This window comes from Ruegeria sp. CK2, assembly GCF_056536585.1.
Window position 1 is genome coordinate 371,327 of sequence record NZ_JBQFPW010000003.1, and the last position, 22,416, is coordinate 393,742.

Here is a 22,416-nt window from a genome sequence, read left to right on the forward strand (position 1 = left end):
ATCCCGCTTGGTGCAAAACTATTGGCCGACACATTCGATCAGAATGTCTAAAACCGGGTGAATTAACCCTGTATCAAGCCGGAAGCTGCTTATGACGCACGGAAATCCCCCGATAAACTGCCTCTGCCCCCTTGACCTCGAAGGCTCCGATGTCATGAACAGTGCCATGAGTACCGCGCGTTTAAAAATCAATCTTCAAGCACTCGTCAGCAATTGGCGGGCTCTTGATGCGACCACCGAAGTTGAAACCGCAGCCGTGGTCAAAGCCGACGGGTATGGCCTGGGTGCCGGGCCGGTTTCATCCGCACTGGCCGAAGAAGGCGTGCGCACGTTCTTCGTGGCCGTGGCCGAAGAAGGCGCCGACGTGCGTAAGGCTGTCGGCCCCGGCCCGACGATCGAGGTTTTCTCGGGTCATATGGAAGGCGATACTGATCTGCTGCGGGCCAATGACCTGACACCGCTGATCAATTCCCCGGAACAGTTCCAGCGCCATTTACAAGCGCTGCCCGACCATCCGTTTGGTATCCAACTGGACAGCGGAATGAACCGTCTGGGGCTTGAGCCTGCTGACTGGGCCGAACTGCATGAGAAGATCGAGGCATTGAACCCCCGCCTTGTGATATCGCATCTGGCCTGTGCAGACGAACCTGATCATCCGATGAACCAGCAACAGCTCAAGACGTTTCGCGAGATGACCGAAGGCGTGTCAGCACCCCGGTCTCTGGCGGCAACGGGCGGCACTTTGTTGGGCTCTGCGTTTCACTTTGATCTCTGCCGTCCGGGCATCGGGCTGTATGGCGGGTTGCCGTTTGCAGGGGCCAAACCTGTCATAACCATCGATCTGCCGGTCATCCAAGTGCGCGCCGTCGAAGTCGGTGAAACAGTCGGCTACGGCAACACCTGGACCGCGCGGCGTCCGTCGCGCATTGCAACCGTTGCGGCAGGCTATGCCGACGGTCTGCACCGCGCTATCGGTGGTGGAATCGACACCTTTGCGGGCGATCAGCCCTGTCCGGTTGTCGGGCGCATCTCGATGGACTTGATCACCGTGGACGTCACCGATCTGCCCCACGACCCGGATCACCTGCGCATCCTGAACGGCCATCAGACCGTGGATGATCTGGCCGAAGCCGCTGGCACTATCGGTTATGAAATCCTGACCTCGATCGGCCAACGCTATTCACGGGGTTACGTGGAATGACGCCTGTTGCAATGCTGGGTGGATTGGGCCGCGCGGTCCTCGGCTTGCTGGCCGCATTCGGGCGTGTGGCCTTGTTTGCGCTAGACGCCATTTCCCACATCATCCGCCCCCCGTTTTACCCGCGAGAATTCGGTCTGGCCCTGCTGAACATAGGCTGGCTGTCGCTGCCAGTTGTTGGCCTGACCGCGATCTTCACCGGCGGTGCCCTGGCATTGCAAATCTATGCAGGCGGTGCCCGTTTCAATGCCGAGGCCGTGGTGCCCCAGATCGTGGCCATCGGCATGGTGCGCGAACTTGGGCCGGTGCTGGTTGGACTGATGATCGCTGCACGCGTGACCTCATCCATCGCGGCCGAGATAGCGACTATGAAAGTGACCGAACAGATCGACGCGCTGGTCACCCTCTCGACCCATCCGATGAAATACCTCACGGCCCCGCGTGTGCTGGCGGCGGTGATCACTGTGCCCGCACTGGTCGCGGTCGGTGACGTCATCGGTATCGCCGGAGGCTACACGGTCGCCACCCAGAACCTGGGCTTCAATCCTGCGACCTACCTTAAGAATACGGTCGATTTCCTTGAACTGCGCGACATCGTCTCGTCCCTGGTCAAAGGTGCTGCGTTTGGCCTGATCGCCGCCATCATGGGCTGCTATTACGGTATGTCCTCGGGTCGCGGCGCACAGGGTGTTGGCCGCGCCACCAAGGGCTCGGTCGAAGCCGCCGCCGTGCTGATCCTCGCCGCCAACTTCGTTCTCACAGGGGTGTTCTTCTCGCTATGATCCGGATGGAGAACGTACATAAAGCCTTCGATGACAACCACGTCCTGCGGGGCATGAACCTAGAGATTCCCAAGGGCACGTCGATGGTCATCATTGGCGGCTCGGGCACCGGTAAATCCGTGGCGCTAAAATGTATTTTGGGCCTGATCACCCCAGACAGCGGCAATATCCTGGTCGACGGCAAAGACGCGCAATCCGGCGACCGCGACGCGTTTCTGGCCCGGTTCGGGATGTTGTTTCAGGGCGGCGCCCTGTTTGACTCCCTACCCGTCTGGCAGAACGTCGCCTTCCGCCTGCTACGCGGCTCGCTGAAACGCCCTGCCGACGAGGCACGCGAAATCGCCATCGAAAAACTGCGCCGCGTCGGCCTGAAATCCGACGTTGCCGACCGCTTCCCTGCTGAACTGTCGGGCGGTATGCAAAAACGCGTGGGCCTGGCGCGCGCCATCGCCGCCGAACCCGAGATCATCTTTTTCGATGAACCCACCACCGGCCTCGACCCGATCATGTCCGGCGTCATCAACGACCTGATCCGCGAGATTGTGACCGAGATGGGCGCCACCGCGATGACCATCACCCACGACATGAGCTCGGTCCGCGCCATCGCCGACAATGTCGCGATGCTGCACGCAGGCGTGATCCAGTGGACCGGGCCCGTTACTCAGATGGATGCGTCGGGTGATCCGTATGTCGAGCAGTTCATCAGCGGGAGCGCAGAGGGACCGATTGAGGCGGTGCGGTAGTGAGTAGTCTACAATTGTTCTGCCTTTCAATGCCCGGCGCATACTTCAATGCGGCGCTACTTGTCTGGTTTTTTGTAGTGTTTTCAGAGCAAGGCTTGATCTTCTCGATTTCCCGCGGTTTTTCTATATTCAAGCCGTTTCTGAGATGCCTAATTTATGGCGCCATCCCAGGTATGATCCTAACAAACATTGTCTCAAATTTTGTCAAAAATTCTGTGATTTTGATCAGCCTTCCAGCTCTTATTGGCGTGACTGTTTCGGCCTGGCTCTTGCATCAAGAGATTCTCGCGAATGTCCAATCCAAAAGAAATGGAAACGCTGCGGTGATTACCGTTTTTCTGATCATGGTAGCGTTAGTAGGCTGGATAAGCCTACAATTTGATTGAAACAAGCTAGAATGCCCCTCCGCCTCGCCACCCTTTCCCTGCTGATCCTCTACCCCATCGCGTGGTTCGCCCCGCTGATGCGCGCCGGGTTCCTTCCGATCTTTGGCCTTTCAGAGATCAGCGTCATCACCGGCCTTCAGTCCCTGTGGAAATCCGACGTCTTCCTCGCACTGGTCGTCACCATCTTCGCGCTCTTCGCCCCCTATATCAAAACCATCGGCACCGCCCTGATCCAATGGAACCTGCTGGACGCCCGTGTCCAACCCGCACTGAACATCCTCGGCAAACTGGCCATGGCCGACATCTTCCTAATCGCGCTTTACATCACATTGGCCAAGGGAATCTCATACGCGACAATCGAAACAGCGTGGGGTCTATACCTGTTCACACTCTGCATCCTGGCGTCGATCCTTCTGGGCTACCTTACAGAGCGCCAAAGCAAGTCCAGCGACACTCCGGTTTAATCAACGCGACGGCGCGTCAGCGCCCGCCGCACCCGATGGCCCGCAGGGCCTGAGGACGCGGCGCGCCACCGGCGGTGAGGAAAGCCCGCAAGGGCTTGAAGAACCGCCCGTCCTCGGGCACCAAGGGCGCCATGGCAAAGACGACAACTTTCTCCTGCTCAGCCTGCGGCGCGACGCATACTCGCTGGTCCGGGCGTTGTGACGGCTGCGGCGAATGGAACACCATCATACAGAACGCACCGTTGTCAGCTGGCCCGGCCAAAAAGTCTTTGGGTGGAAAGCGCGGTCAGTCCATTGTCCTGTCCGATCTGGCGACCGACGAAGCCCCGGCACCACGCACCTTGTGTGGCGTGGACGAACTCGACCGCGTGCTGGGGGGTGGTCTGGTGCCAGCCTCGGCCCTTCTGGTCGGCGGTGATCCCGGGATCGGGAAATCGACCCTGCTGCTGCAAGCTGCCGCTCGGTTTGCGCGGGCCGGCGTCAAAACAATCTATGTCTCGGGCGAAGAGGCCAGCGCTCAGGTTCGGATGCGCGCCCGGCGCCTTGGGCTCGAGGACGCGCCGGTGCAACTGGCGGCCGAAACCAACCTGCGCGATATCCTGACCACGCTTGAGGCCGAGAAACCCGGCCTCGCTATTATCGATTCGATCCAGACCATGTGGGCCGACAATGTCGACAGTGCCCCCGGCTCGGTGTCACAAGTTCGTGCTGCAGCGCATGAATTGACCACGTTTGCGAAACGACACGGGGTGTCGATCATCATGGTCGGTCACGTCACCAAGGAAGGCCAGATCGCGGGTCCCCGCGTTGTTGAACATATGGTCGACACCGTGCTCTATTTCGAAGGCGAACGCGGCCACCAGTTCCGCATCCTGCGCGCCGTCAAGAACCGTTTTGGTCCGGCGGACGAGATCGGTGTGTTCGAGATGACCGGTAAGGGGCTGGCTCAGGTCACCAATCCCTCTGCACTTTTCCTGTCCGAACGCGGCACACCAAGCCCGGGGTCTGCTGTATTCGCAGGGATCGAGGGCACCCGGCCCGTACTGGTGGAACTACAGGCCCTTGTTGCCCCATCGCCGCATTCGCAACCCCGCCGCACCGTTGTAGGCTGGGACAGCGGGCGGTTGGCGATGATCCTCGCGGTGCTCGAGGCCCGCTGCGGGATTCCCTTTGCCGGGCTTGATGTGTATCTCAACGTTGCCGGCGGGTTGAAAATTGGCGAACCTGCAGCCGATCTGGCAGTGGCCGCCGCACTATTGAGCGCGCGCGAAGACACGACCCTGCCCGCTGATACCGTTGTTTTTGGAGAAATCTCGCTATCTGGGGCACTTAGGCCGGCCCCGCAGACCGAAAACAGGTTGAAAGAAGCGCAAAAACTTGGTTTCACAGCTGCGATTGCTCCGGCAGGTGGCAAAACCGGCACTGTGGCAGGTCTGACACTCACCCGACCCTCTGATTTGGTGGGGTTTGTTGGCGAAACCTTCGGAGCAGGTTAAGGTCGCGCCCTGAGGGGCAGAAAAAAAGAACAGGCGAGGGCCATGGAAGGTTTTACAATTATTGACGGGGTGGTCGCCCTGATCATCGTTCTGTCGGGCCTGCTGGCCTATTCGCGCGGGTTCATGCGCGAAGTCATGGCCATCATAGGCTGGGTCGCGGCCGCCGTTCTGGCGTTCATTTTCGCGCCACAAGCGGTACCGCTGGTCAAGGAAATCCCGGTGGTTGGAGATTTCCTGCGCGACAGCTGTGAATTGTCGGTGATCACCGGTTTCGCAGCCGTCTTTGCAATTGCCCTGATCGTGGTCAGCATCTTCACACCGCTGTTTTCCTCGCTGGTGCAGCGCTCGGCGCTTGGCGGGCTGGATCAGGCGCTGGGGTTCTTCTTCGGTATTGCTCGCGGCATCCTGTTGGTGGCCATCGCCTTCTTTGTCTACGACACCGTAATGACCGGTCAGTCTTATACGATCGTTGACGAAAGCCGCTCGGCCAAAGTGTTCGAACAGTTCAGCTCGCAAATCGAAGAGCAGAACCCAGAACAAGCTCTGGGCTGGGTGACACAACAGTATGAAGAGCTGGTGGCAAGCTGTACCGCTGGTACCGAGGCACCTGCCGAAGCGGCACCCTCCGACAGCTGATTACACAAGTTCACAAGTTTGTATCTAAGCCCGGCGTTTGACCGGGCTTTTTCTTGCGCAGCACTCAGACGAAGCCTTCTCCGCCGCAGACAGTGCAACGGCTTGATTTCACCCCGAAACACCCATCACAACGGCTGCTGATCGGCTTGCCATAAACATCGCGGCTTTTGATCACTTCACCCGTCCCGTTGCAAATCTGACAGGGCGCCCGCCCCATACCCTGGCACCGATGGCAGCGCCGCTTGGGCTTTTCTTCTTTGCGATAGGTAGGTTTGTTTTGCCACATACTCGAACCCTGCCTGCGACTTTGGAATAAGAATTGCACCGACGCATCAACATGACAGCATATATGTTTGCGCATGTCACCAACCTCGTGCTGTATCTTTGCCGAACACAAATGTGACCTGCGGCAATAGGTGTTTGTGATCCTTTGATGACAGCGCCGCTGTTAGGCATTATGTGGAACCCAACCCGTCACGGAATCGGAGCCGCCGATCTTGTTCTTTCTGTATTCATTTGCTGCCGCGGCTATGATGTTCGCCTATTTGGCGTCAAGAACAGCAGAAATCACGCGCTATGCGCCCTCGATGCAAATGATCCGATCCCGGCGGCCAGTCAAACCTCGCGTCAAAAAATCATAGAAGTTGGAGCCCGTACATGTGTGGGATTTTGGGGATCGCAAGCCGGACACATGATGTCTTTGCGGAAATCTATGATGGGCTGTTGATGTTGCAGCACCGCGGCCAGGACGCCTCGGGTATCGTTACTTACAATGGCGAATTTTTCCGCGAGAAAAAGGCCAACGGTCTGGTGAAGGACGTCTTCAATGCCAGCGATGCCGAGACTCTTATGGGCAAAATCGGCATGGGCCATGTCCGCTATCCAACAGCAGGATCGCTCAGCGCGTCTGAGGCGCAGCCGTTCTTCGTGAACGCGCCCTACGGCATCTATCTGGTTCACAACGGCAACATCACCAACACCGCCGCGCAGCGCGAGAAGGTCACCGGCAAGTACAGCCGACACCTGCGGACCACGTCGGATTCCGAAATTCTGCTGAACGTGATGGCCGACAAAGTCGCCGATGCGATCAAGGTCAATGGTAACGCCGACCCGATCCGCAACATCTTTGCTGGGGTCAAAATGACTATGGAACGTGTTCAGGGCGCCTATTCGGTGATCTGTCTGGTGGCGGGCGTCGGGATGCTGGCCTTCCGCGATCCTTATGGCATTCGCCCCCTGTCAGTTGCCAAACGTGAGGCCGATGGCGCAGGCGACGACTATGCATTTGCGTCCGAGGACGTAGCTTTTGGTATCAATGGTTTTGACAAGCTGCGGGACGTCAAGCCGGGTGAGGCCATCCTGATCGATCTGGACGGCAACATGCACACGTTCCAGGCAGTCGACGGCCAGCTGACACCTTGTATCTTTGAATACGTCTATCTGGCGCGTCCGGATTCGATGCTGGACGGTGTATCCGTTTACAAAACCCAAATGCGCATGGGCCAGACGCTGGCACGCCAGATTGAGGCCGCAGGGCTTGAGATCGATCGGATCATACCGGTCCCTGACAGCGCCCGCCCTGTGGCACTGGAAGTCGCCAAGGCCACCGGCATTTCGTATCGGGAAGGTCTGGTCAAGAACCGCTATGTCGGACGGACCTTCATCATGCCAGGTCAGGAAGAACGCCAGAAATCCGTACGACGCAAACTAAATGCGGTTCCTTTGGAGTTCAAAGACCACAATGTCTTGCTGATCGACGATTCGATCGTGCGCGGGAACACAATCAAGAAGATCGTTCAGATGTGCCGGGAAGCAGGTGCTAAGAAAGTTTACGTCGCCAGCGCCTCACCGCCGGTGAAATATCCAAATGTCTACGGCATCGACATGCCGACAAAACACGAATTGATCGCAAACGGTAAAGACATCGAAGAGATCCGCGAAGAACTGGGTGCAGACGCCCTGTTCTATCAGCATCTGGACGATCTGATCTGGTCCGCCAAAGAAGGCAATCCTGACATCGAGGCGTTTGACTGTTCGTGTTTTGACGGCGAATACATCACCGGCAGTGTCAGCCCGGATTATCTGGACAGCCTGGAAAACAGCACCCGCGTCAGCAAAAAGCGGGAGGATATGCAAGTTCCGGGCGGGTCGTGGAATGCAGCCAAGCTCGCCTCGGGTTGATCACCGGCATCGACAGGCGGTCTCGACCCGAATCGCAATGCGTTTGGATATCTAGTGCCGCGGCATGTATTGCCGGTTTCGCCTGACCATTTGCCGTCACCGGTAGAAATCCGCGCACGATGCCATCCAGAATATGACGGTCTAGCAAGGGGTTCCAGAAAGCCCGTGTCAGATGAGATTTTGCGACGCTGCGGCAGTCTTTTGTTCCCTTATCCCGTTTGATAGCCGGCACCTGACCACCACTCACCAAAAAGGGGTTGGGGCCCTGCCCTGACCGCATTTCATGTCAAACGCCACTGTCAAAAGCGCGGCCACTCAAAAGGGCGCGTTGAAAAAGAATTCGGTCTCGGTTCTGGGGATATTTGGGCCGAAAGCTGACCTGCATGCTCTGATGCGACTGTCATCCGGCCGTGTGAAAGAGGTGAAAACCGGCAGCCGGGTCGCCTCGGGCACGGTGGTTGCCATCGACGAACATGGGATTATGCTGCGACAAAGCGGCCAAACCAAGCGGATCGCCATCCCCGGCAGCTAATCGCGTCTTGACGCCCCGCGTGCGGCGGGTCAAACCGCAGTCATGACCGATCAGACCAAAATCGCCCTTGTCACAGGGGCTTCTCGCGGATTGGGTGCAGCCTTGGCCGAGGCGCTGGTGCCCGACTATCACGTCGTCGCCGTGGCCCGCACAACCGGCGGGCTGGAAGAGCTGGACGACCGCATTCAGGCCAAAGGTGGCTCGGCCACTTTGGCGCCGATGGACATCACGGACCCCAACGCCATGGCGACCCTGTGCCGTGGCATTCATGATCGTTGGGGCAAGATCGATCTGTGGCTGCATACCGCAATCCATACCTCGGCCCTTACGCCTGCGCATTTTGTCGACCCCAAGGAATGGACCAAGGCGATCAATACAAATGCCAATGCCACGTCAATCCTGATCCCGTATGTTGCACCACTTTTGGGTGAGGCCGGGCATGCCGTATTCTTTGACGACCCCAAAGCCGGAGAGAAATTCTACGGCATTTACGGTGCGACCAAAGCGACCCAGATGGCCCTGGCGCGCAGCTGGGCAGCTGAGACCGAGCGCACCGGACCTCGGGTTTCGATCGTCGAACCTGCGCCTATGCCGACGGCGGTACGGGCCCGGTTTCATCCCGGTGAAGACCGCGATGCACTTACCAGCACGTCGGACGCAGCCGCGCAAGTTCTCGCTCAGATTTAGGAATGGCCCTTCGGGCCATGCCTCCGGCGGGGATATTTTTAGCCAGATGAAGCGGCGCGTTATGCGATATAGACGCCGTTGCGACCTGCCAGATCGACAAAAAACTGCCAAGCGACGCGGCCTGAGCGCGCGCCGCGCGTGGCTTGCCATTCAATGGCTTCAGCCCGCAGCATTTCCGCATCGACAGTAACGCCATAAGCCGCGCAGTAGCGGTCGATCATGGCGAGATATTCGTCCTGATCACAGGGGTGGAAGCCTAACCACAGGCCAAAACGATCCGACAGCGATACTTTTTCCTCAACCGCCTCGGACGGGTTGATCGCGCTGGAGCGTTCGTTTTCGATCATGTCCCTTGGCATCAGGTGGCGGCGGTTAGAGGTAGCGTAGAACACCACATTCTCGGGTCGGCCCTCGATGCCGCCATCCAGAACCGCTTTGAGCGATTTATAGTGCTGGTCATCATGGCTGAAAGACAGATCATCGCAAAACAGGATGAACCTGTGCGGCGCGGCGCGCAGGTGGTTTAGCAAGCGCGCGACCGAGCCCATATCTTCGCGCTGCAGCTCCACCAGTTTCAGGTCAGGATGATCCGCGTGCAACGTGCCATGAACCGCCTTCACTAGGCTGGATTTCCCCATCCCCCGCGCGCCCCAAAGCAGCGCGTTGTTGGCCTTGAAGCCGGTTGCGAACCGACGCGTGTTATCCAGCAGAGTATCCCGCGACCGATTGATGCCCACCAGCAAGTCCAGATCGACCCGATTGACCTGCGCAACCGGCACCAGCCGATCTGGATCCACGTGCCATACAAAAGCCGAAGCGGCGTTGAAATCGGGCGCGGCCAGAGGTGCTGGTGCCATACGCTCCAACGCGTCGGCAATACGATTCAGGGCTTGATCGTCCATCGGTTCCTCCGGAGTATTTCGCAGGGTTTCAATCATGTTCCGTCCCGCGCAACAAGGGCTGCACATGAAAAAGGCGCGCCAAACAAGGGCGCGCCTGATCCAATTTCACAAGCACATTACTTGTCGTCTTCGAAGTCCTGCATCAGGTCATCGTCTGCCTCGGCTTCGTCGTCGTAATAACCGTCGGCACGCAGTTTTTCTTCGCGCTTCTTCTCGACACGTGCCACCAGGAAGATGGAGACCTCGTACAGACCATAGACCACGACAAACAGGATGATCTGAGTGATCACATCTGGCGGTGTGACCAGCGCAGCCAAGACAAGGATGCCTACCATCGCGTATTTTCGAACGCTGCCCAGGCCTTCGGCACTGACCAGCCCGGCTTTGCCCATAAGGGTCAGCAACACTGGCAACTGGAAACACAGGCCAAACGCAATGATGAATTTGAGTGTGATGTCCAAGGACTCGTTGACCTTGCCAAAGAAGGTGATTTTCACGCCTTCAGCGGTTTCAGGGACAACAACGATTTCTTCAGGTACATCGCCACTTGTGGCTGACAGCAGGTTGGCGAAAATCGAGCTGACATCTGCAAAGCCCAAAAAGAACTGCATCGCCAAGGGCGTAACGACAAACTGCGCAAAGGATGCGCCCAGCAGGAACATAAACGGTGACGCGACAAGAAAGGGCATGAAAGCACCCTTTTCAGACTTGTAAAGCCCCGGTGCCACAAAGCGCCACAACTGGTACGAGATCACCGGGAACGCCAGCGCAAACCCGAACACCATCGAGATCCTGAACAGCGTGAACAAGTATTCCTGAGGCGACGTATATTGCAGCGTCGGCGCAGGATCACCCAGGGCACGCAGCGTTGCCTCGATCGGTTGCACCAAAAATTGCAAGATCGGTTCGGCCACCGTGAACGCGACGATGATGCCAATAACAAACGCGATGACGGACCGGATCAGCCGCGTGCGCAGTTCGGCCAGATGTTCAATCAAAGGGGCCGAGGAATCCTCGATTTCGTCGGTCTTGCTCATGTTTTGCTTTCAGTGTTCAGCGCGGCTTCGGCCTCTTCTGCCTTTGCCAGTGCGTCAGCAGCTTCTTTGGCCTTGCGTTCGGCCGCAGCACGGGCGGTCGTGGCCTGAATTTTCTTGGCCTGTTCTGCCCGTTCGGCCGCAAGCTTGCCAGTTTCGCTGTCTGGATCGAACTTGGTTGGATCGATGCTTTTGGCCATGTCTTGCGCGGCCTCTTTCACGCCGTCCATCGCGCTCCCGACCGGGTTGGTCGCGGCATTCAGCCCCTTTTTGATCTCATTCACGCCGGCCTCATCAGCCGCATCGTTCATCGCCGAGCTGAATTCACGCGCCATGCCCCGCGCCTTGCCAACCCATCTGCCAACATTGCGGAACAACACCGGCAAGTCTTTTGGCCCGACCACAATCAGGGCGACGACGCCGATGACCAGAAGCTCGGTCATGCCCAGATCAAACATTGAGAATTAGACCTTGTCTTTTTCGGTTTCCGGCGTGACGTCCTTGGCCAGTTCCGAGGCTTCCTGTTCGCCCTCTTCCACGCCTTCTTTAACACCCTTCTTGAACGAAGTGATGCCTTTGCCGACTTCGCCCATCAGCGAACTGATTTTTCCGCGTCCAAACAGGACCAGAACCACAACTGCGATGAGCAGGATGCCGGGTAAACCGATATTGTTAAGCATGTCTTTTCTCCTAGTGCGTCGACGCTACGCGCGCCGTAAATCTGTTTTCGCGTTGTGTTTACGACCCAAAGCGCTCTGCAGAAAGAGATCTGAGGCATTGGAGGGCCCGAAATTGATGAGTTTGGGCATTTTCTAAGGGCTCGCCTTTTTCAACTGACAGGTTTATGTCAGTTGATGGTGGCTAGGTCTAGGGCATCTAAACCCAGTCAACGGAGACTCAGATGACCCAAGTCGCAGAAATTGTAACATTCAAGCTGGCCAATGGCACCACCTCGGAAGAGTTCGTGAAACTCAGTCAGGCCTCGGAAGAGTTCGTGCGTTCAGCGCCCGGCTTTATGCACCGTCAGCTCAGTCTGGGCGAGGAAGGTCAATGGACCGATTATGTGATTTGGCAGGACATGCAGTCCGCGAAAGATGCCGCCGCGCAATTCCCGGAGCAGAATTTTGCCTCGGCCCTGATGGCCACTATGCAGCCAGACAGCGTTCAGGTCAGACATGAGCATGTGCTATGGAATATGACATCGTAACGGACAGGGCGGCGCGCCCGAGGAAAGCAAATGCGCCGCACTGATCGACTGTTTGATATCATTCAGATCCTGCGCGACGGCAAATTACACCGCGCGCAGGACATTGCAGACCGGCTTGAGGTGTCGGTCCGCACGATCTATCGCGACATGGACACGTTGGTTGCTTCGGGCGTTCCGGTCGAGGGCGAGCGTGGTGTGGGATATATGGTGCGCGAGCAGATCACCCTGCCCCCGCTGAACCTGACACCCGCCGAGCTTGAAGCGCTGAATCTTGGCATGGCCATTGTGGCCGAGGCAGCTGATCCCGACCTGAAGGCGGCTGCGGGGTCGCTTGCCGACAAGATCGATGCTGTGCTGCCGACACAGGTCGTGGCCGAGGCCGATACCTGGAAATTCGCCGTCTATCCCTTTGCAGATGCCGCGCGTGGGCTGGCCCATATGGCCCCGATCCGAGCGGCGATCAAATCCCGTCAAAAACTACGCTTGTCCTATCGCCGTATCGACGGTGTTCTGACAGATCGCGTGATCCGCCCCCTCCATATGGAATACTGGGGGCGAGTTTGGACGCTGACCGCCTGGTGCGAATTGCGAGATGGCTTTCGCGTCTTCCGTATCGACCTGATCGAAACCGTCACACCTATGCCCGAAGTCTTTGCGGACGAGCCCGGAAAACAGTTGAGTGACTATGACCCAACCGCCTGATACCGCGTGATTATCTTCGAAGCTTTATCAGCGAGATGGCCGGGTACGGGCGGCACCGAGATCACTTCAGATATGGCTCGGGATCGACAGATTCAAATCCTTTACGCACTTCGAAGTGTACATAGGCATTGTCGCCACCGCGCAGCGCAGCGATCTTTTGACCGCGCCGAACCCGATCACCCTTTTTGACGGTGATGCCTTCGACATTGGCGTAAACGGTCAGCAGATCGTTGGTGTGCTTGACCACTATGATTGGCACTTGGTCTGCATCCGCCGTGATGGCCGCAACTGTTCCTGCTTCGGCCGCTTCAACCGAGGTCCCCGGGGCAGCTGCGATATCGATGCCTTCGTTCTTGCCCTTGTCGTAGGTCCGAATGATCTTACCCGACACAGGCAGAGACAACGCCCCTGATCCGGTGGAATTGCTGGGCGCCTCGGCTGTGACATCCGGCGCCTCAGCCGCCTCAATCTTTTCTTCCGGCAATGGTTGTGTCGCACTAGGCGGGGTCGGTGTGGGTGAGCCCTGTCCCGGCTGAGTCACCTCGGTCGCAGCAACCGGAGCAGCCGCTGCGGTTTGCCGAGGGGCCGCCTGGTCCTTGACGGGAATAAGCAGGTACTGCCCTTCCCGGATTGCGAAATCGGGCCCCAGCCCGTTCCATTCGGCCAGCGACTCGACCGGTACGTTGTACAGGCGCGAAATCGTATAGGCGGTTTCGCCACGTTTCACTTTATGTCGCGTCGGCTCTGGACCGGGCTGCACGGGCGCCGTGGTGGCTTTGGGCTTGGCGGGCTCCAATGTCGTCGTCTGAACACCGCTAGAATCGGGTGCCTGATCAATCGCTGTGCCAGCAATTGTGGCAATGTCTACGCCACTCGCACCGCCGACCGATCGCGGCAGGGCAAGGATTTCGCCATCACGCAGCCCGTCATTGGGTTGCAGGCCATTGAACCGGGCCAGTTCCCCTCCGGGCAGGCCCACACGGGCGGCCACATCTGCAACCGTGTCACCCCGGCGGGCAACGGCGACCTGATAGTTGGGATAGGTGATAACGCCGCGCCCATCCGGTGCTGGCCTGTTGGCAGTTGCGGATAGCGCGGCTGGCGATGTCGAAAATCCGCCGACTTCACCGCGCAGATCATAGTCCAACGGACCTTCGCACCCGGCCAAGACCGCCAGTGCGGCAACCCCTGTCGCACAGCGGCGTATCGCTGATTTGGAAACTGCTCTCATCATTTTGTCCTCAACGCCTGCCCCTGTTTTCCGGGGTTCCGGCGACCAATTCGATACGTCCTTTACGTCTCGTCCTTCCCAAGCCCCTCAAGCAGAGGCACAAAACGAACAGACGTTAATTCGTCATAGTCCAGACCGTCCTCGGTACGCGTCACCTTGATAAGCTGCTGCACCGCATCCGACTGTCCCACGGGTAGCACCATGATACCCCCGATTTTAAGCTGCGCCAAGAGCGGTCCTGGCGGGTCCTCGGCGGCGGCTGTTACAATGATCCGGTCAAACGGTGCCTGCTCGGGCAAACCATAGGATCCATCTGACAACATCGAAGTGATATTGGTCAGCCCCATTTCGCTGAACAGCTTGCCGGTTTCGTCTACCAAACGCCGATGACGCTCGACTGTGTAGACACGGCGCGCCAGCTTGGACAGGACGGCTGCCTGATACCCCGACCCGGTGCCAATCTCTAACACCGTGTCGCGTGGGCGCACGTCCAGGGCCTGAGTCATCAACCCCACAACTGAAGGCTGGCTGATCGTCTGACCACATGCGATGGGCAGTGGCATATCTTCGTAGGCCCGGTCCGCGAACAGGCCAGTAACAAACCGGCCTCGGTCAACCTTTTCCATCGCAGCCAGAACACGCGCATCTGTCACGCCCCGCTTGCGTAGGGCGAACAGGAATTGCATCACTGTTTCTGGGTCCAGTCCGCTCATTCGATCGACTTCAACGCCTCCAGCGTATCATAGGCCGTCAGGTCGGCACGCATCGGTGTGACCGAGATATATCCTTCCAGATTGACGGCGGCATCTGTTCCCGGCGCGGTTGGGTTGTGCTGGTATCCGCCCTTAATCCAGAGAAACCGTCGCCCAGAAGGCGAGCTGTGCGGCTCGACCGAAAAGCGGGTATCCTTGCGATAGCCCTGCGGCGCGACACGAGTGCCCAAAACTTCATCGGCTGGAACCGGTGGAAAGTTCACGTTGTAGAACAGCCTGTAATCGCCCTGCTCGTCTGGTGTGGCGTCCAAAATGCGGCGCACGAGATCGGCGCCAAACCGCTTGGCGGCCTCGAACGGGTCTTCCAAACCCAGATTGCGCGGTCCGAAATACTGCGACAGGGCGATTGCGGGCACACCTTGCAAAGCGGCCTCCATCGCGCCACCGATTGTCCCCGAATACAGCGTGTTTTCGGCCGAGTTGTTGCCCCGGTTCACCCCTGACAACACCAGATCCGGCGGGCATTCGGTCATCACGTCGTGCAACCCGGCCAAAACGCAATCCGCGGGTGAGCCTTCGGCGGCAAATCGGCGGTCCCCCAGTTTTGCGACCATCATGGGATGGGTATAGCTGATGCAATGCCCAACGCCCGATTGCTCGAATGCGGGTGCAACCACCCAGACCTCACCGTCGGGTCCGGCCAGATCCGCTGCAATTGCCTCGAGCGTGATCAACCCCGGAGCGTTAATCCCATCATCGTTGGTCAGAAGAATACGCATGCCCGTTCCACCCCCGCGTTTGGCCCTTGATAGACGCGCCACCGCGTTGCAGCAAGCGACGCGCCGCCACAATCTGCGGCTTTCGCGCACCACTTAGTTGGAAACTGCGGGGCAAACCCTGTCAGACCGGAAATACAAAACACCTGTCACGTCGAATGGTTAGCCACATGACCCTCCCCGGACCCGGAACGAACACGTTCGGAACCGTTGCCCTTAGGATCGAGCCGTCATAGTCCATACGGAACTCGACGAGGCTTTCATTGCCTAAAAACCGGGCCCGCTCGACAACACCGCGTGCGGCAACTCCGTCCGTGGCCGTCGGCAGGGGACCTTTGCCGTTACGGTCGAAATCCAGCTTGATATGTTGCGGGCGAAAGACAATCTCGACATCTGTTCCGTCCGGAACCCCTGGCGCCAGGAATTGACCAAAAGGTGTCTCGGCCAATGCCCCGTTAACTTGCGATCGCAACACGTTGACATCGCTGAAAAATGAGACCGCGGCTTTATCCGCGGGGCGTGTGTACACATTGTAGGGCGCGCCTTGCTGCACGATACGCCCGCCCCGCATCAACGCAATCTCATCGGCCATGCGCATCGCCTCTTCCGGTTCGTGCGTGACCAGCAGAACAGCAGCGTCTTCTTCCTTAAGGATTGCCAGCGTTTCGTCACGGATACCATCGCGCAAACGGTTATCGAGCCCCGAGAAGGGCTCGTCCATCAGCATGATGCGCGGACGCGGGGCCAGCGCACGTGCTAGCGCGACACGCTGCTGCTCGCCCCCCGACAGGTGATGCGGAAACCCGTCGATGAAGCGCATCAGATCGACCTTGGCCAACAGCTGTTCCACGCGGGCGCGTTTATCGTCTTTACTGCCCTTAAGGCCAAACGCCACGTTGTTGGCTACGCTCAGATGCGGGAACAGGGCAAAGTCCTGAAACATCAAGCCAATTTCCCGCCGCTCGGGCGGCACCCGAAACACCGTGTCGCAAATCAGCTTGCCATCGACGTAGATCTGGCCGCTTTCCTGCATCTCGACACCCGCGATCATTCGCAGCGTCGTGGATTTTCCGCAACCAGACGGGCCCAGCAAACAGGTCACCTGCCCCGCCTGCACGGTCAGTGAAACATCATCCACCACAACCCGCCCGTCATACCGGGCGACCAGATTTCGAATTTCCAACCGAGGAGGAGCTGCGTTCTCTGTCACCAATGGACCCCGTTGCCTTTCCCGATCAATTTCATCGGGCTTGGGCCGAGATAGCAATCCCGCCCCTCAGGCGCAAGCGATCAGCTTACGTGCGCAACACGCCTCAGCCCACCTTGTTCCGGAAACGACATGATGCCAATTCCAAGCCTAGATTGACCAATGCCGTATATGGGATGGCCGGTGGCTATGATCGCCGCGTTGGCTCATCTGTTCCTCCGCTCCTCTGCCACCATTCGGCGTAGCCATCCAGAAGCGTTTGTAAGTCGTCGAGTGACTGAGGAAACTGAGAGAAACTGTGAACGACGGGCACATCCACCCAAGGCATCTTTTCATCAGTCATCAATTCCACGAACGGTTCGAACGACGCGGCTTGGTCCAGCACTGACGTCCGCAGGTTAACTCGCCAATCCGCCCCTTCAATCCGGGAATAGATGAAATTCAGGCACGACGCACAAAAATAATGCGTCCGTCCGCTTGAATGGCGACCGCCTTTGATCACTTCGCCAGTGTAAGAGAAACTGTCGCTAGGAAACATCGTCGTGAGAGAATACGCGCTCGCGCTGAATTTGTGACAATCGCGACAATGACACGCCAGGGTCAAAAGCGGCGACGCGGTCACTTTGACCCGCACAGCACCACAAAGGCAGGCGCCTGCATACGGAGGTTTGGGACATACCATCGGAGACTCTCACTTTCTTTCGTCACTTGCGGAACGCAAACAGACTTAGGAACTGCTGTGCCGAACACTTCGAGCCCCGTGCGCAACAGAAACAGAGCCCGTCGCTGGATGCAGTCTACGTACCCAACCTTCTGGCGCAACGTCCGCAGCGAGCCCTAAAGCAACCTATGCTGCAATTTGCACTAAAGCCAGCCAAGCACTGATAGGCGATATCAATTGCAGCTCAAACTGAGTTGGTGCGCAAGGTCAATATGCGCACCAATCCCAGCCGAATCTTGTCACAGCTCCACAACGACTTGGCCGACCGCAGATCCACTAGTCAATTGCGTATGAGCTGCACTGACATCGGCCCAACCAAACCTTTACTCGTCGACTACTGGTCTAAGCCCGCCCGCATCTGCCATGTCGGCCAATATCCTCAGGATGTCACCATGGGTTTGCCGTCCGATATTGCGATTCAGCGGGATCAACATGAAGACGAAGTGCAGAGACAGACCTTTGAAATGCACAGGCGTCGAATCAATCTCGACCGTTGAGGCGACATGGCCATTGAGCTTGGCGGCTTCGAACGAGTTCGTCAGGTTCGGCCCACCCACGCTGTCGAAAACCACATCGAATCCCATGCCATCGGTATGCTCTACCACATAGTCCTCGATTTGTTGCATTGTGAAATCCAATGGACGCCCCCTGAGGTTCTCGATCAGGGCCACCTGATCTGCGCCGCGGCCTGTTACGGACACTTTGGCATCAGGGTGACAGGCGATTTGGATGGCAATAACACCAACGCCAACGGCACCGCCTTGCGCCAGCACGGTCTGCCCTTCGCCACCACCAGCACGGCTCAGCCCTTCGTAGGCGGTGATACCGACGAGAGGCAGCTCTGCGGCGTCTCGCATCCTCAGCGTCTTGAGTTTGTATGCAATAAGGCGGGCATCTGCACTAATGCACTCTGCGAGAGAGCCCGGGATGTCCCTCAACCCACCGTCACAGCCATATAACTCATCGCCTATGGCAAAATCTCTGACGCCTTCGCCAATTGCGACGATTGTGCCAGCAAAATCCATGCCAAGCACAGCTAGTAATTTGGTGGACAGAGATAGGTCCGCGCCCATGCCTCGGATCATTGTATCGACGGTGTTGACGTTGGTCGCGGCCACTTTGACAACTACATATCCGGATGTCGTGACAGGGTCAGGCATTTCAGTAAGCGCGAACGGCGCGTCGGATCCATAGGCGTTAAAACCAATGCTTTCATTAAGGTGTTCCTTTGGGATGTTGCATCAGACGCACATCGTAACAATGCACGCCTGACAAGATCATTGTGTTTCGGGGTGGTCAGTTGATGTCCTGAACCTGCATCACCAGATCGCCCCATTTGCGCTGGTTCTCGATGTCGTGTTCCAGACCTTGTTCATCAGCGATGGTGAAACGTTTGACGGCTGGGGTCTTGCTGGTCGCCTGATAAAGCCAATAGGCTTCGGCTTTCAGCGCTTCATCAATTGGCTTGTCGATCGATTCATAGACCATCTGTTTGCAGGCATTGATCGACTCTGCTGGAAACTGTGCTATCCGCTCGGCCAGCGCTGTCACGTACGGGCCTATTTCATCCGGCTCCAAAGCTTTGTTGATGGTGCCCAGACGCTCTGCATCATCCGCGTCGTAGTCCTGCGCGCTCAGGATGATCTCAAGCGCTTTGCCAAGGCCGGTTTGACGGGCCATGCGCGAGGCGCCACCGCCGCAGGGCAGGATGCCCATTCCGACCTCCATCTGCATGAACTTGTACTTTCCCCGCGTGGCAAAGCGCATGTCGAGCGCCAACGCTAATTCGTGCCCGCCTCCGCGTGCAAAACCTTCGAGCTTCGCGATGGTGGCCTGCGGCACCTTGCTGATGCGTTCGCAGACTGACTGCAGGTCCAAGAGCTGAGCATCTTCGCGGGATACCGCCTCAGTCGACATGTCCTTGAGCAGGTCGGTGTCATAGTGGCAGACCCAGATTTCCGGGTTGGCAGATTGAAAGATCACGACTTTGGTGTCGCGGTCGCGCTCTAAGCGCATGGCCAGACTGTTGAGATCGGCCAGCATTTCTTGGCCTTGCACGTTCACAGAGCCAAAGTTGAATGTCACTGTGGCGATGCCGTTCTCAACGGCTACGTCAAAGGTTTGAAAGCTCTCGTATTTCATCAGGCAGTCCTTTCTTGGGCCTCGACGCAGCACGCGTGAGGGTAAGGGAGTGTTAAAGTTGGAAGTGGCTGGCGCTTTAGCGCCGCGCGGGTCAGTTGGTCTGGCTAATCAAACCTCTGATGGTGTTCATGACGTCGGCAACGTGACCTTTGTCCAGTGCTGCGGCATGCGGATCCGCGAAGCCTCCGCTGTCATTGTCAAAATAAGCGCCGGAAGCATTGGCGAACCGCTCTCCCAATGCCGCATCAATCAGAATATCAGCGCCTATGGTCATGTCGTTCCCAGCTACGCCAAAGCCCTCTTTCACCATTTTGGAGGCCAAAAGTGATCCGGGATTTACAGCCACCATAACTGGTGCTCCGGCTTGCGACTTAGCCCAATTCTGGGTCCAGATGGTGATCGCCAACTTGCTTTGGGCGTAGGCTTCCATATCCGCCAGCGGCACATTACCCTGCATTGCCTTAAGGTTCACCGGGGCCTGTGCCGCCGATGACAGATTCACCACACGCCCGTCGGCAGGAATGATCGGCAAGAGCAATTCGGTCAGCAGATATGGCGCAAGGGTGTTTACGACAAAGCGAATATCCTGACCATTTTCAAGCACGGTTTGCGGGGCTTTCAGCACACCTGCGTTGTTGATCAACACATCCAGTTTGCCATGCTTGGCCCGCACGCTTTCGGCCAGTTTTCGCACCGCGGACAGATCGCTCAGATCAGCGGCATAGGTTTCGACATCGCCGCCGACTTCGGTGGCAGCACTCTCCAATTTGGGTAAACTGCGACCATGCAAGAGCACTTTGTGCCCATCGGCTGCCAGCTTCTTTGCTGTCAGCAGGCCAATGCCGTCGGTTGAACCTGTAATGAGAATAGTCTTTTTCATCGGTCTGATCCTTCAGGAAAAGTCAGGCAGCACAGTGTCCGCCAGATGTTCGAGGGTTGTATAGATGGGCGCTTGATTGAACCTTAGGTTCAGCGCGACGTGATTGACCCCGAGCGTTTTAATCTCGTGCAGATAGCTGCGCAGGAAGTTGGTGCCAGACTGAAACCCAAGGTGGATCGGGCGCGGAGGCGCAGCGGGGTCGGCAACGACATCGACATAGAGCGATTGCATGACAGGCTTATCCAGTTGGCCTGCTGCTTTCACGAGTCGCCGGTAGTCTGCAATGACTTGGCCCTGAGCCACCACGCTGCGCGGATAGGTCATCCAACCATCTCCGTTCTGCGCCACCCAATCGGGTGTTTGCTGGCTGCCACCTGTTATGAGCATCGGCAGGCGCGTTCCGTGCGGCTTTGGCAATAGGTCAATCTCGCCAGGCAGTTTGCCCAGTGCGTTTTCATGCTTGGAGTAAGCCGATCCAACCGCACGGATGTATCCAAAGCTATCGCGGAAACGCGTCCCACGGTCATTATAGCTCTGGTTCATCGCCGGGTATTCCTCAGGGCGATCACCAGAAGCAACACCCAACAGCAGACGCCCACCCGACAGCACATCAGCCGTCGCTGCCGCCTTGGCGACATGAGCGGGGTGACGTAATGGCAGGATCACACTCGATGTTCCAAGCGCAATCCGGCCCGTCACTGCTGCCAGCGCACCCAGATAGACAAACGGATCGAAGATTTGGCCGGGATCACCGAAGCTTGGAACATTGAAAGGCACATCCCGCAGCCAAAGTGCTGCAAACCCAAGTTCCTCGGCTTTCTGAGCCGCTTCCAGATGATCCCGTAGCGTTGGTTCTGCGCCGACGGCATATGCTTCGAGAGGCAACACAAGGCCAACACTCAGTCGCCCGGGACGGAACACTCGGTTGTAGGCCACGTTGACTTGGGCAAACCCAGTCGGCTGCATTTCATCCAACATATCTGGCCCTCCTTCAATAGCGCACCAAAGTGCGGCTCTCGATGCTTTTGCGAATGGTAGTGACGTTTGGATCCTCGACCATATCGAGCGCGCTATGCGCAATCGACGGTAGTCCTTGATTGTCATAGATGTTGAAGATTGCGACCTCATCCGGCGTCATCTTGGATTGATATATCCATTCATGATCAGGATTTCCCACCAGCCCCATGATTTGCCCCTTGCGGTCGGGATAGACCAGGTCCAGCAGAATCCAGTCAGACGGGTCAACGGACGACGGGCGAACAAAGCCTAGGGGTGCCGAGTTTATAGGATGATCCACAGGACGCCATACATTGACAAAGGCATAGTGTCCTTGCGCCCATTCCGCTGCGGTCTCGACGCCCAACAGATCGACGAGGCGTTTCTCGGCTCCATTTCTACTGTAGTCACTGTGGACATTGCGCGCCGGTTTACGCGTTGCTTCGGGGTCATCCACCCGGACGGTGTGATCAAAAACCACAACCTCTCGCGCACCCAGCCTGTCCTGCAGCATCGCCTTTAGTTCCGTATCGTAAATCGGTTTCCAGCCGTCGCCTGCAAAGTCTCGGACCTGCGTTTTCAGTGACGTGATTTCAACGGCATCACACGCAAATGAAACTGAAGAAGTCGTTGTGCGGTTGTCCGCTAGCACAACAGATGTCGCTGCCAGTTCAGGGGAAATCAGGTTGCCTGCGATCCCGCCAGCATCAAGTTCAAAGGCTTGCCGATAAGACTTGTGAACATGGTAGTTGACTGTGGCTGTCCGTGTCATTTGCGCCTCCTGCATAAGCTCTGTTGTG

At 57.7% G+C, this 22,416-nt stretch carries 26 protein-coding genes; 12 read left to right on the top strand and 14 right to left on the bottom strand.

The genetic code is table 11. The features are described 5' to 3' along the window. The first annotated feature begins 166 nt into the window (after positions 1-166). The 10 genes from alr to ACR0BU_RS07365 all read left to right on the top strand — a co-directional run bounded on the left by alr (position 167) and on the right by ACR0BU_RS07365 (position 9,105). Positions 167-1,201 carry an alanine racemase gene (gene alr / locus ACR0BU_RS07320; RefSeq protein ID WP_480735721.1) on the top strand — a complete coding sequence of 345 codons (1,035 nt, stop codon included), beginning with the start codon at positions 167-169 and terminating at the stop codon, positions 1,199-1,201. Continuing rightward, a complete protein-coding gene (locus ACR0BU_RS07325; RefSeq protein WP_120635602.1) occupies positions 1,198-1,980 on the top strand; it encodes an MlaE family ABC transporter permease in 783 nt (260 codons plus the stop codon). Before alr ends, ACR0BU_RS07325 begins: the two co-directional genes overlap by 4 nt. After that, positions 1,977-2,723, top strand: a complete 747-nt coding sequence (locus tag ACR0BU_RS07330; protein ID WP_480735722.1) for an ABC transporter ATP-binding protein — start codon at positions 1,977-1,979, stop codon at positions 2,721-2,723. Before ACR0BU_RS07325 ends, ACR0BU_RS07330 begins: the two co-directional genes overlap by 4 nt. Next, a complete protein-coding gene (locus ACR0BU_RS07335; RefSeq protein ID WP_480735723.1) occupies positions 2,723-3,109 on the top strand; it encodes a hypothetical protein in 387 nt (128 codons plus the stop codon). The genes ACR0BU_RS07330 and ACR0BU_RS07335 overlap by 1 nt, the downstream gene beginning before the upstream one ends. Positions 3,110-3,120: 11 nt before the next feature. After that, positions 3,121-3,573, top strand: a complete 453-nt coding sequence (locus ACR0BU_RS07340; protein WP_480735725.1) for a paraquat-inducible protein A — start codon at positions 3,121-3,123, stop codon at positions 3,571-3,573. A 131-nt stretch (positions 3,574-3,704) separates the two neighbouring features. Continuing rightward, on the top strand, positions 3,705-5,069 hold the full coding sequence (radA, locus tag ACR0BU_RS07345; RefSeq protein ID WP_480735726.1) for a DNA repair protein RadA: 1,365 nt from the start codon (positions 3,705-3,707) through the stop codon (positions 5,067-5,069). Positions 5,070-5,111: 42 nt separating this feature from the next. Beyond that, positions 5,112-5,705: a CvpA family protein gene (locus ACR0BU_RS07350; protein ID WP_298934847.1), complete on the top strand. Its 594-nt coding sequence runs from the start codon at positions 5,112-5,114 to the stop codon at positions 5,703-5,705. Between the two features lie 657 nt (positions 5,706-6,362). Next, complete coding sequence (gene purF, locus ACR0BU_RS07355) at positions 6,363-7,886, top strand: amidophosphoribosyltransferase (protein WP_480735728.1); 1,524 nt, start codon at positions 6,363-6,365, stop codon at positions 7,884-7,886. A 283-nt stretch (positions 7,887-8,169) separates the two neighbouring features. Beyond that, a complete protein-coding gene (locus ACR0BU_RS07360) occupies positions 8,170-8,418 on the top strand; it encodes a hypothetical protein (protein WP_298934845.1) in 249 nt (82 codons plus the stop codon). Between the two features lie 42 nt (positions 8,419-8,460). Next, a complete protein-coding gene (locus ACR0BU_RS07365; protein ID WP_480735730.1) occupies positions 8,461-9,105 on the top strand; it encodes an SDR family NAD(P)-dependent oxidoreductase in 645 nt (214 codons plus the stop codon). 59 nt (positions 9,106-9,164) lie between these two features. Here ACR0BU_RS07365 and ACR0BU_RS07370 read toward each other — a convergent pair whose 3' ends face one another. The 4 genes from ACR0BU_RS07370 to ACR0BU_RS07385 form a co-directional block, all read right to left on the bottom strand. After that, positions 9,165-10,007 (bottom strand): ATP-binding protein, encoded by an 843-nt coding sequence (locus tag ACR0BU_RS07370; RefSeq protein WP_299075737.1) that lies wholly within the window; start codon positions 10,005-10,007, stop codon positions 9,165-9,167. A 116-nt stretch (positions 10,008-10,123) separates the two neighbouring features. Then, positions 10,124-11,044 carry a twin-arginine translocase subunit TatC gene (gene tatC, locus ACR0BU_RS07375; protein ID WP_299075742.1) on the bottom strand — a complete coding sequence of 307 codons (921 nt, stop codon included), beginning with the start codon at positions 11,042-11,044 and terminating at the stop codon, positions 10,124-10,126. Continuing rightward, the gene (gene tatB, locus ACR0BU_RS07380) at positions 11,041-11,499 is read right to left on the bottom strand and encodes a Sec-independent protein translocase protein TatB (RefSeq protein ID WP_299075745.1); all 459 of its coding nucleotides are present in this window, start codon (positions 11,497-11,499) and stop codon (positions 11,041-11,043) included. Before tatB ends, tatC begins: the two co-directional genes overlap by 4 nt. Positions 11,500-11,505: 6 nt before the next feature. Continuing rightward, complete coding sequence (locus ACR0BU_RS07385; RefSeq protein WP_120635614.1) at positions 11,506-11,721, bottom strand: twin-arginine translocase TatA/TatE family subunit; 216 nt, start codon at positions 11,719-11,721, stop codon at positions 11,506-11,508. Positions 11,722-11,942: 221 nt separating this feature from the next. Between ACR0BU_RS07385 and ACR0BU_RS07390 the strand changes: the two genes are divergently transcribed. Together ACR0BU_RS07390 and ACR0BU_RS07395 are read left to right on the top strand one after the other, a co-directional pair. Beyond that, complete coding sequence (locus tag ACR0BU_RS07390) at positions 11,943-12,248, top strand: hypothetical protein (protein WP_299075748.1); 306 nt, start codon at positions 11,943-11,945, stop codon at positions 12,246-12,248. A 30-nt stretch (positions 12,249-12,278) separates the two neighbouring features. Next, a complete protein-coding gene (locus ACR0BU_RS07395; protein ID WP_298934839.1) occupies positions 12,279-12,950 on the top strand; it encodes a helix-turn-helix transcriptional regulator in 672 nt (223 codons plus the stop codon). A gap of 61 nt (positions 12,951-13,011) precedes the next feature. Here ACR0BU_RS07395 and ACR0BU_RS07400 read toward each other — a convergent pair whose 3' ends face one another. From ACR0BU_RS07400 to ACR0BU_RS07445, 10 genes are all read right to left on the bottom strand, one after another. Further along, the gene (locus ACR0BU_RS07400) at positions 13,012-14,181 is read right to left on the bottom strand and encodes a peptidoglycan DD-metalloendopeptidase family protein (protein ID WP_299892607.1); all 1,170 of its coding nucleotides are present in this window, start codon (positions 14,179-14,181) and stop codon (positions 13,012-13,014) included. Between the two features lie 62 nt (positions 14,182-14,243). Beyond that, the gene (locus tag ACR0BU_RS07405; protein WP_480735732.1) at positions 14,244-14,894 is read right to left on the bottom strand and encodes a protein-L-isoaspartate(D-aspartate) O-methyltransferase; all 651 of its coding nucleotides are present in this window, start codon (positions 14,892-14,894) and stop codon (positions 14,244-14,246) included. Continuing rightward, entirely contained in the window at positions 14,891-15,673 is a 783-nt protein-coding gene (surE, locus tag ACR0BU_RS07410) for a 5'/3'-nucleotidase SurE (RefSeq protein ID WP_299892601.1), read from the bottom strand. The genes ACR0BU_RS07405 and surE overlap by 4 nt, the downstream gene beginning before the upstream one ends. Before the next feature lie 121 nt (positions 15,674-15,794). Beyond that, positions 15,795-16,880: an ABC transporter ATP-binding protein gene (locus tag ACR0BU_RS07415; RefSeq protein ID WP_298934835.1), complete on the bottom strand. Its 1,086-nt coding sequence runs from the start codon at positions 16,878-16,880 to the stop codon at positions 15,795-15,797. A gap of 184 nt (positions 16,881-17,064) precedes the next feature. Next, positions 17,065-17,559, bottom strand: coding sequence for a GFA family protein (locus ACR0BU_RS07420; protein WP_480735734.1), 495 nt, complete (start codon positions 17,557-17,559; stop codon positions 17,065-17,067). Positions 17,560-17,921: 362 nt separating this feature from the next. After that, the gene (locus tag ACR0BU_RS07425; protein ID WP_480735736.1) at positions 17,922-18,758 is read right to left on the bottom strand and encodes a zinc-binding dehydrogenase; all 837 of its coding nucleotides are present in this window, start codon (positions 18,756-18,758) and stop codon (positions 17,922-17,924) included. Positions 18,759-18,894: 136 nt separating this feature from the next. Continuing rightward, on the bottom strand, positions 18,895-19,740 hold the full coding sequence (locus ACR0BU_RS07430) for an enoyl-CoA hydratase/isomerase family protein (RefSeq protein WP_480735738.1): 846 nt from the start codon (positions 19,738-19,740) through the stop codon (positions 18,895-18,897). A 91-nt stretch (positions 19,741-19,831) separates the two neighbouring features. After that, positions 19,832-20,620 (bottom strand): SDR family NAD(P)-dependent oxidoreductase, encoded by a 789-nt coding sequence (locus ACR0BU_RS07435; RefSeq protein ID WP_480735740.1) that lies wholly within the window; start codon positions 20,618-20,620, stop codon positions 19,832-19,834. Between the two features lie 12 nt (positions 20,621-20,632). Beyond that, entirely contained in the window at positions 20,633-21,598 is a 966-nt protein-coding gene (locus ACR0BU_RS07440) for an LLM class oxidoreductase (RefSeq protein WP_480735742.1), read from the bottom strand. A 13-nt stretch (positions 21,599-21,611) separates the two neighbouring features. Next, positions 21,612-22,388: a CmcJ/NvfI family oxidoreductase gene (locus ACR0BU_RS07445; RefSeq protein WP_480735744.1), complete on the bottom strand. Its 777-nt coding sequence runs from the start codon at positions 22,386-22,388 to the stop codon at positions 21,612-21,614. Positions 22,389-22,416: the final 28 nt, after the last annotated feature.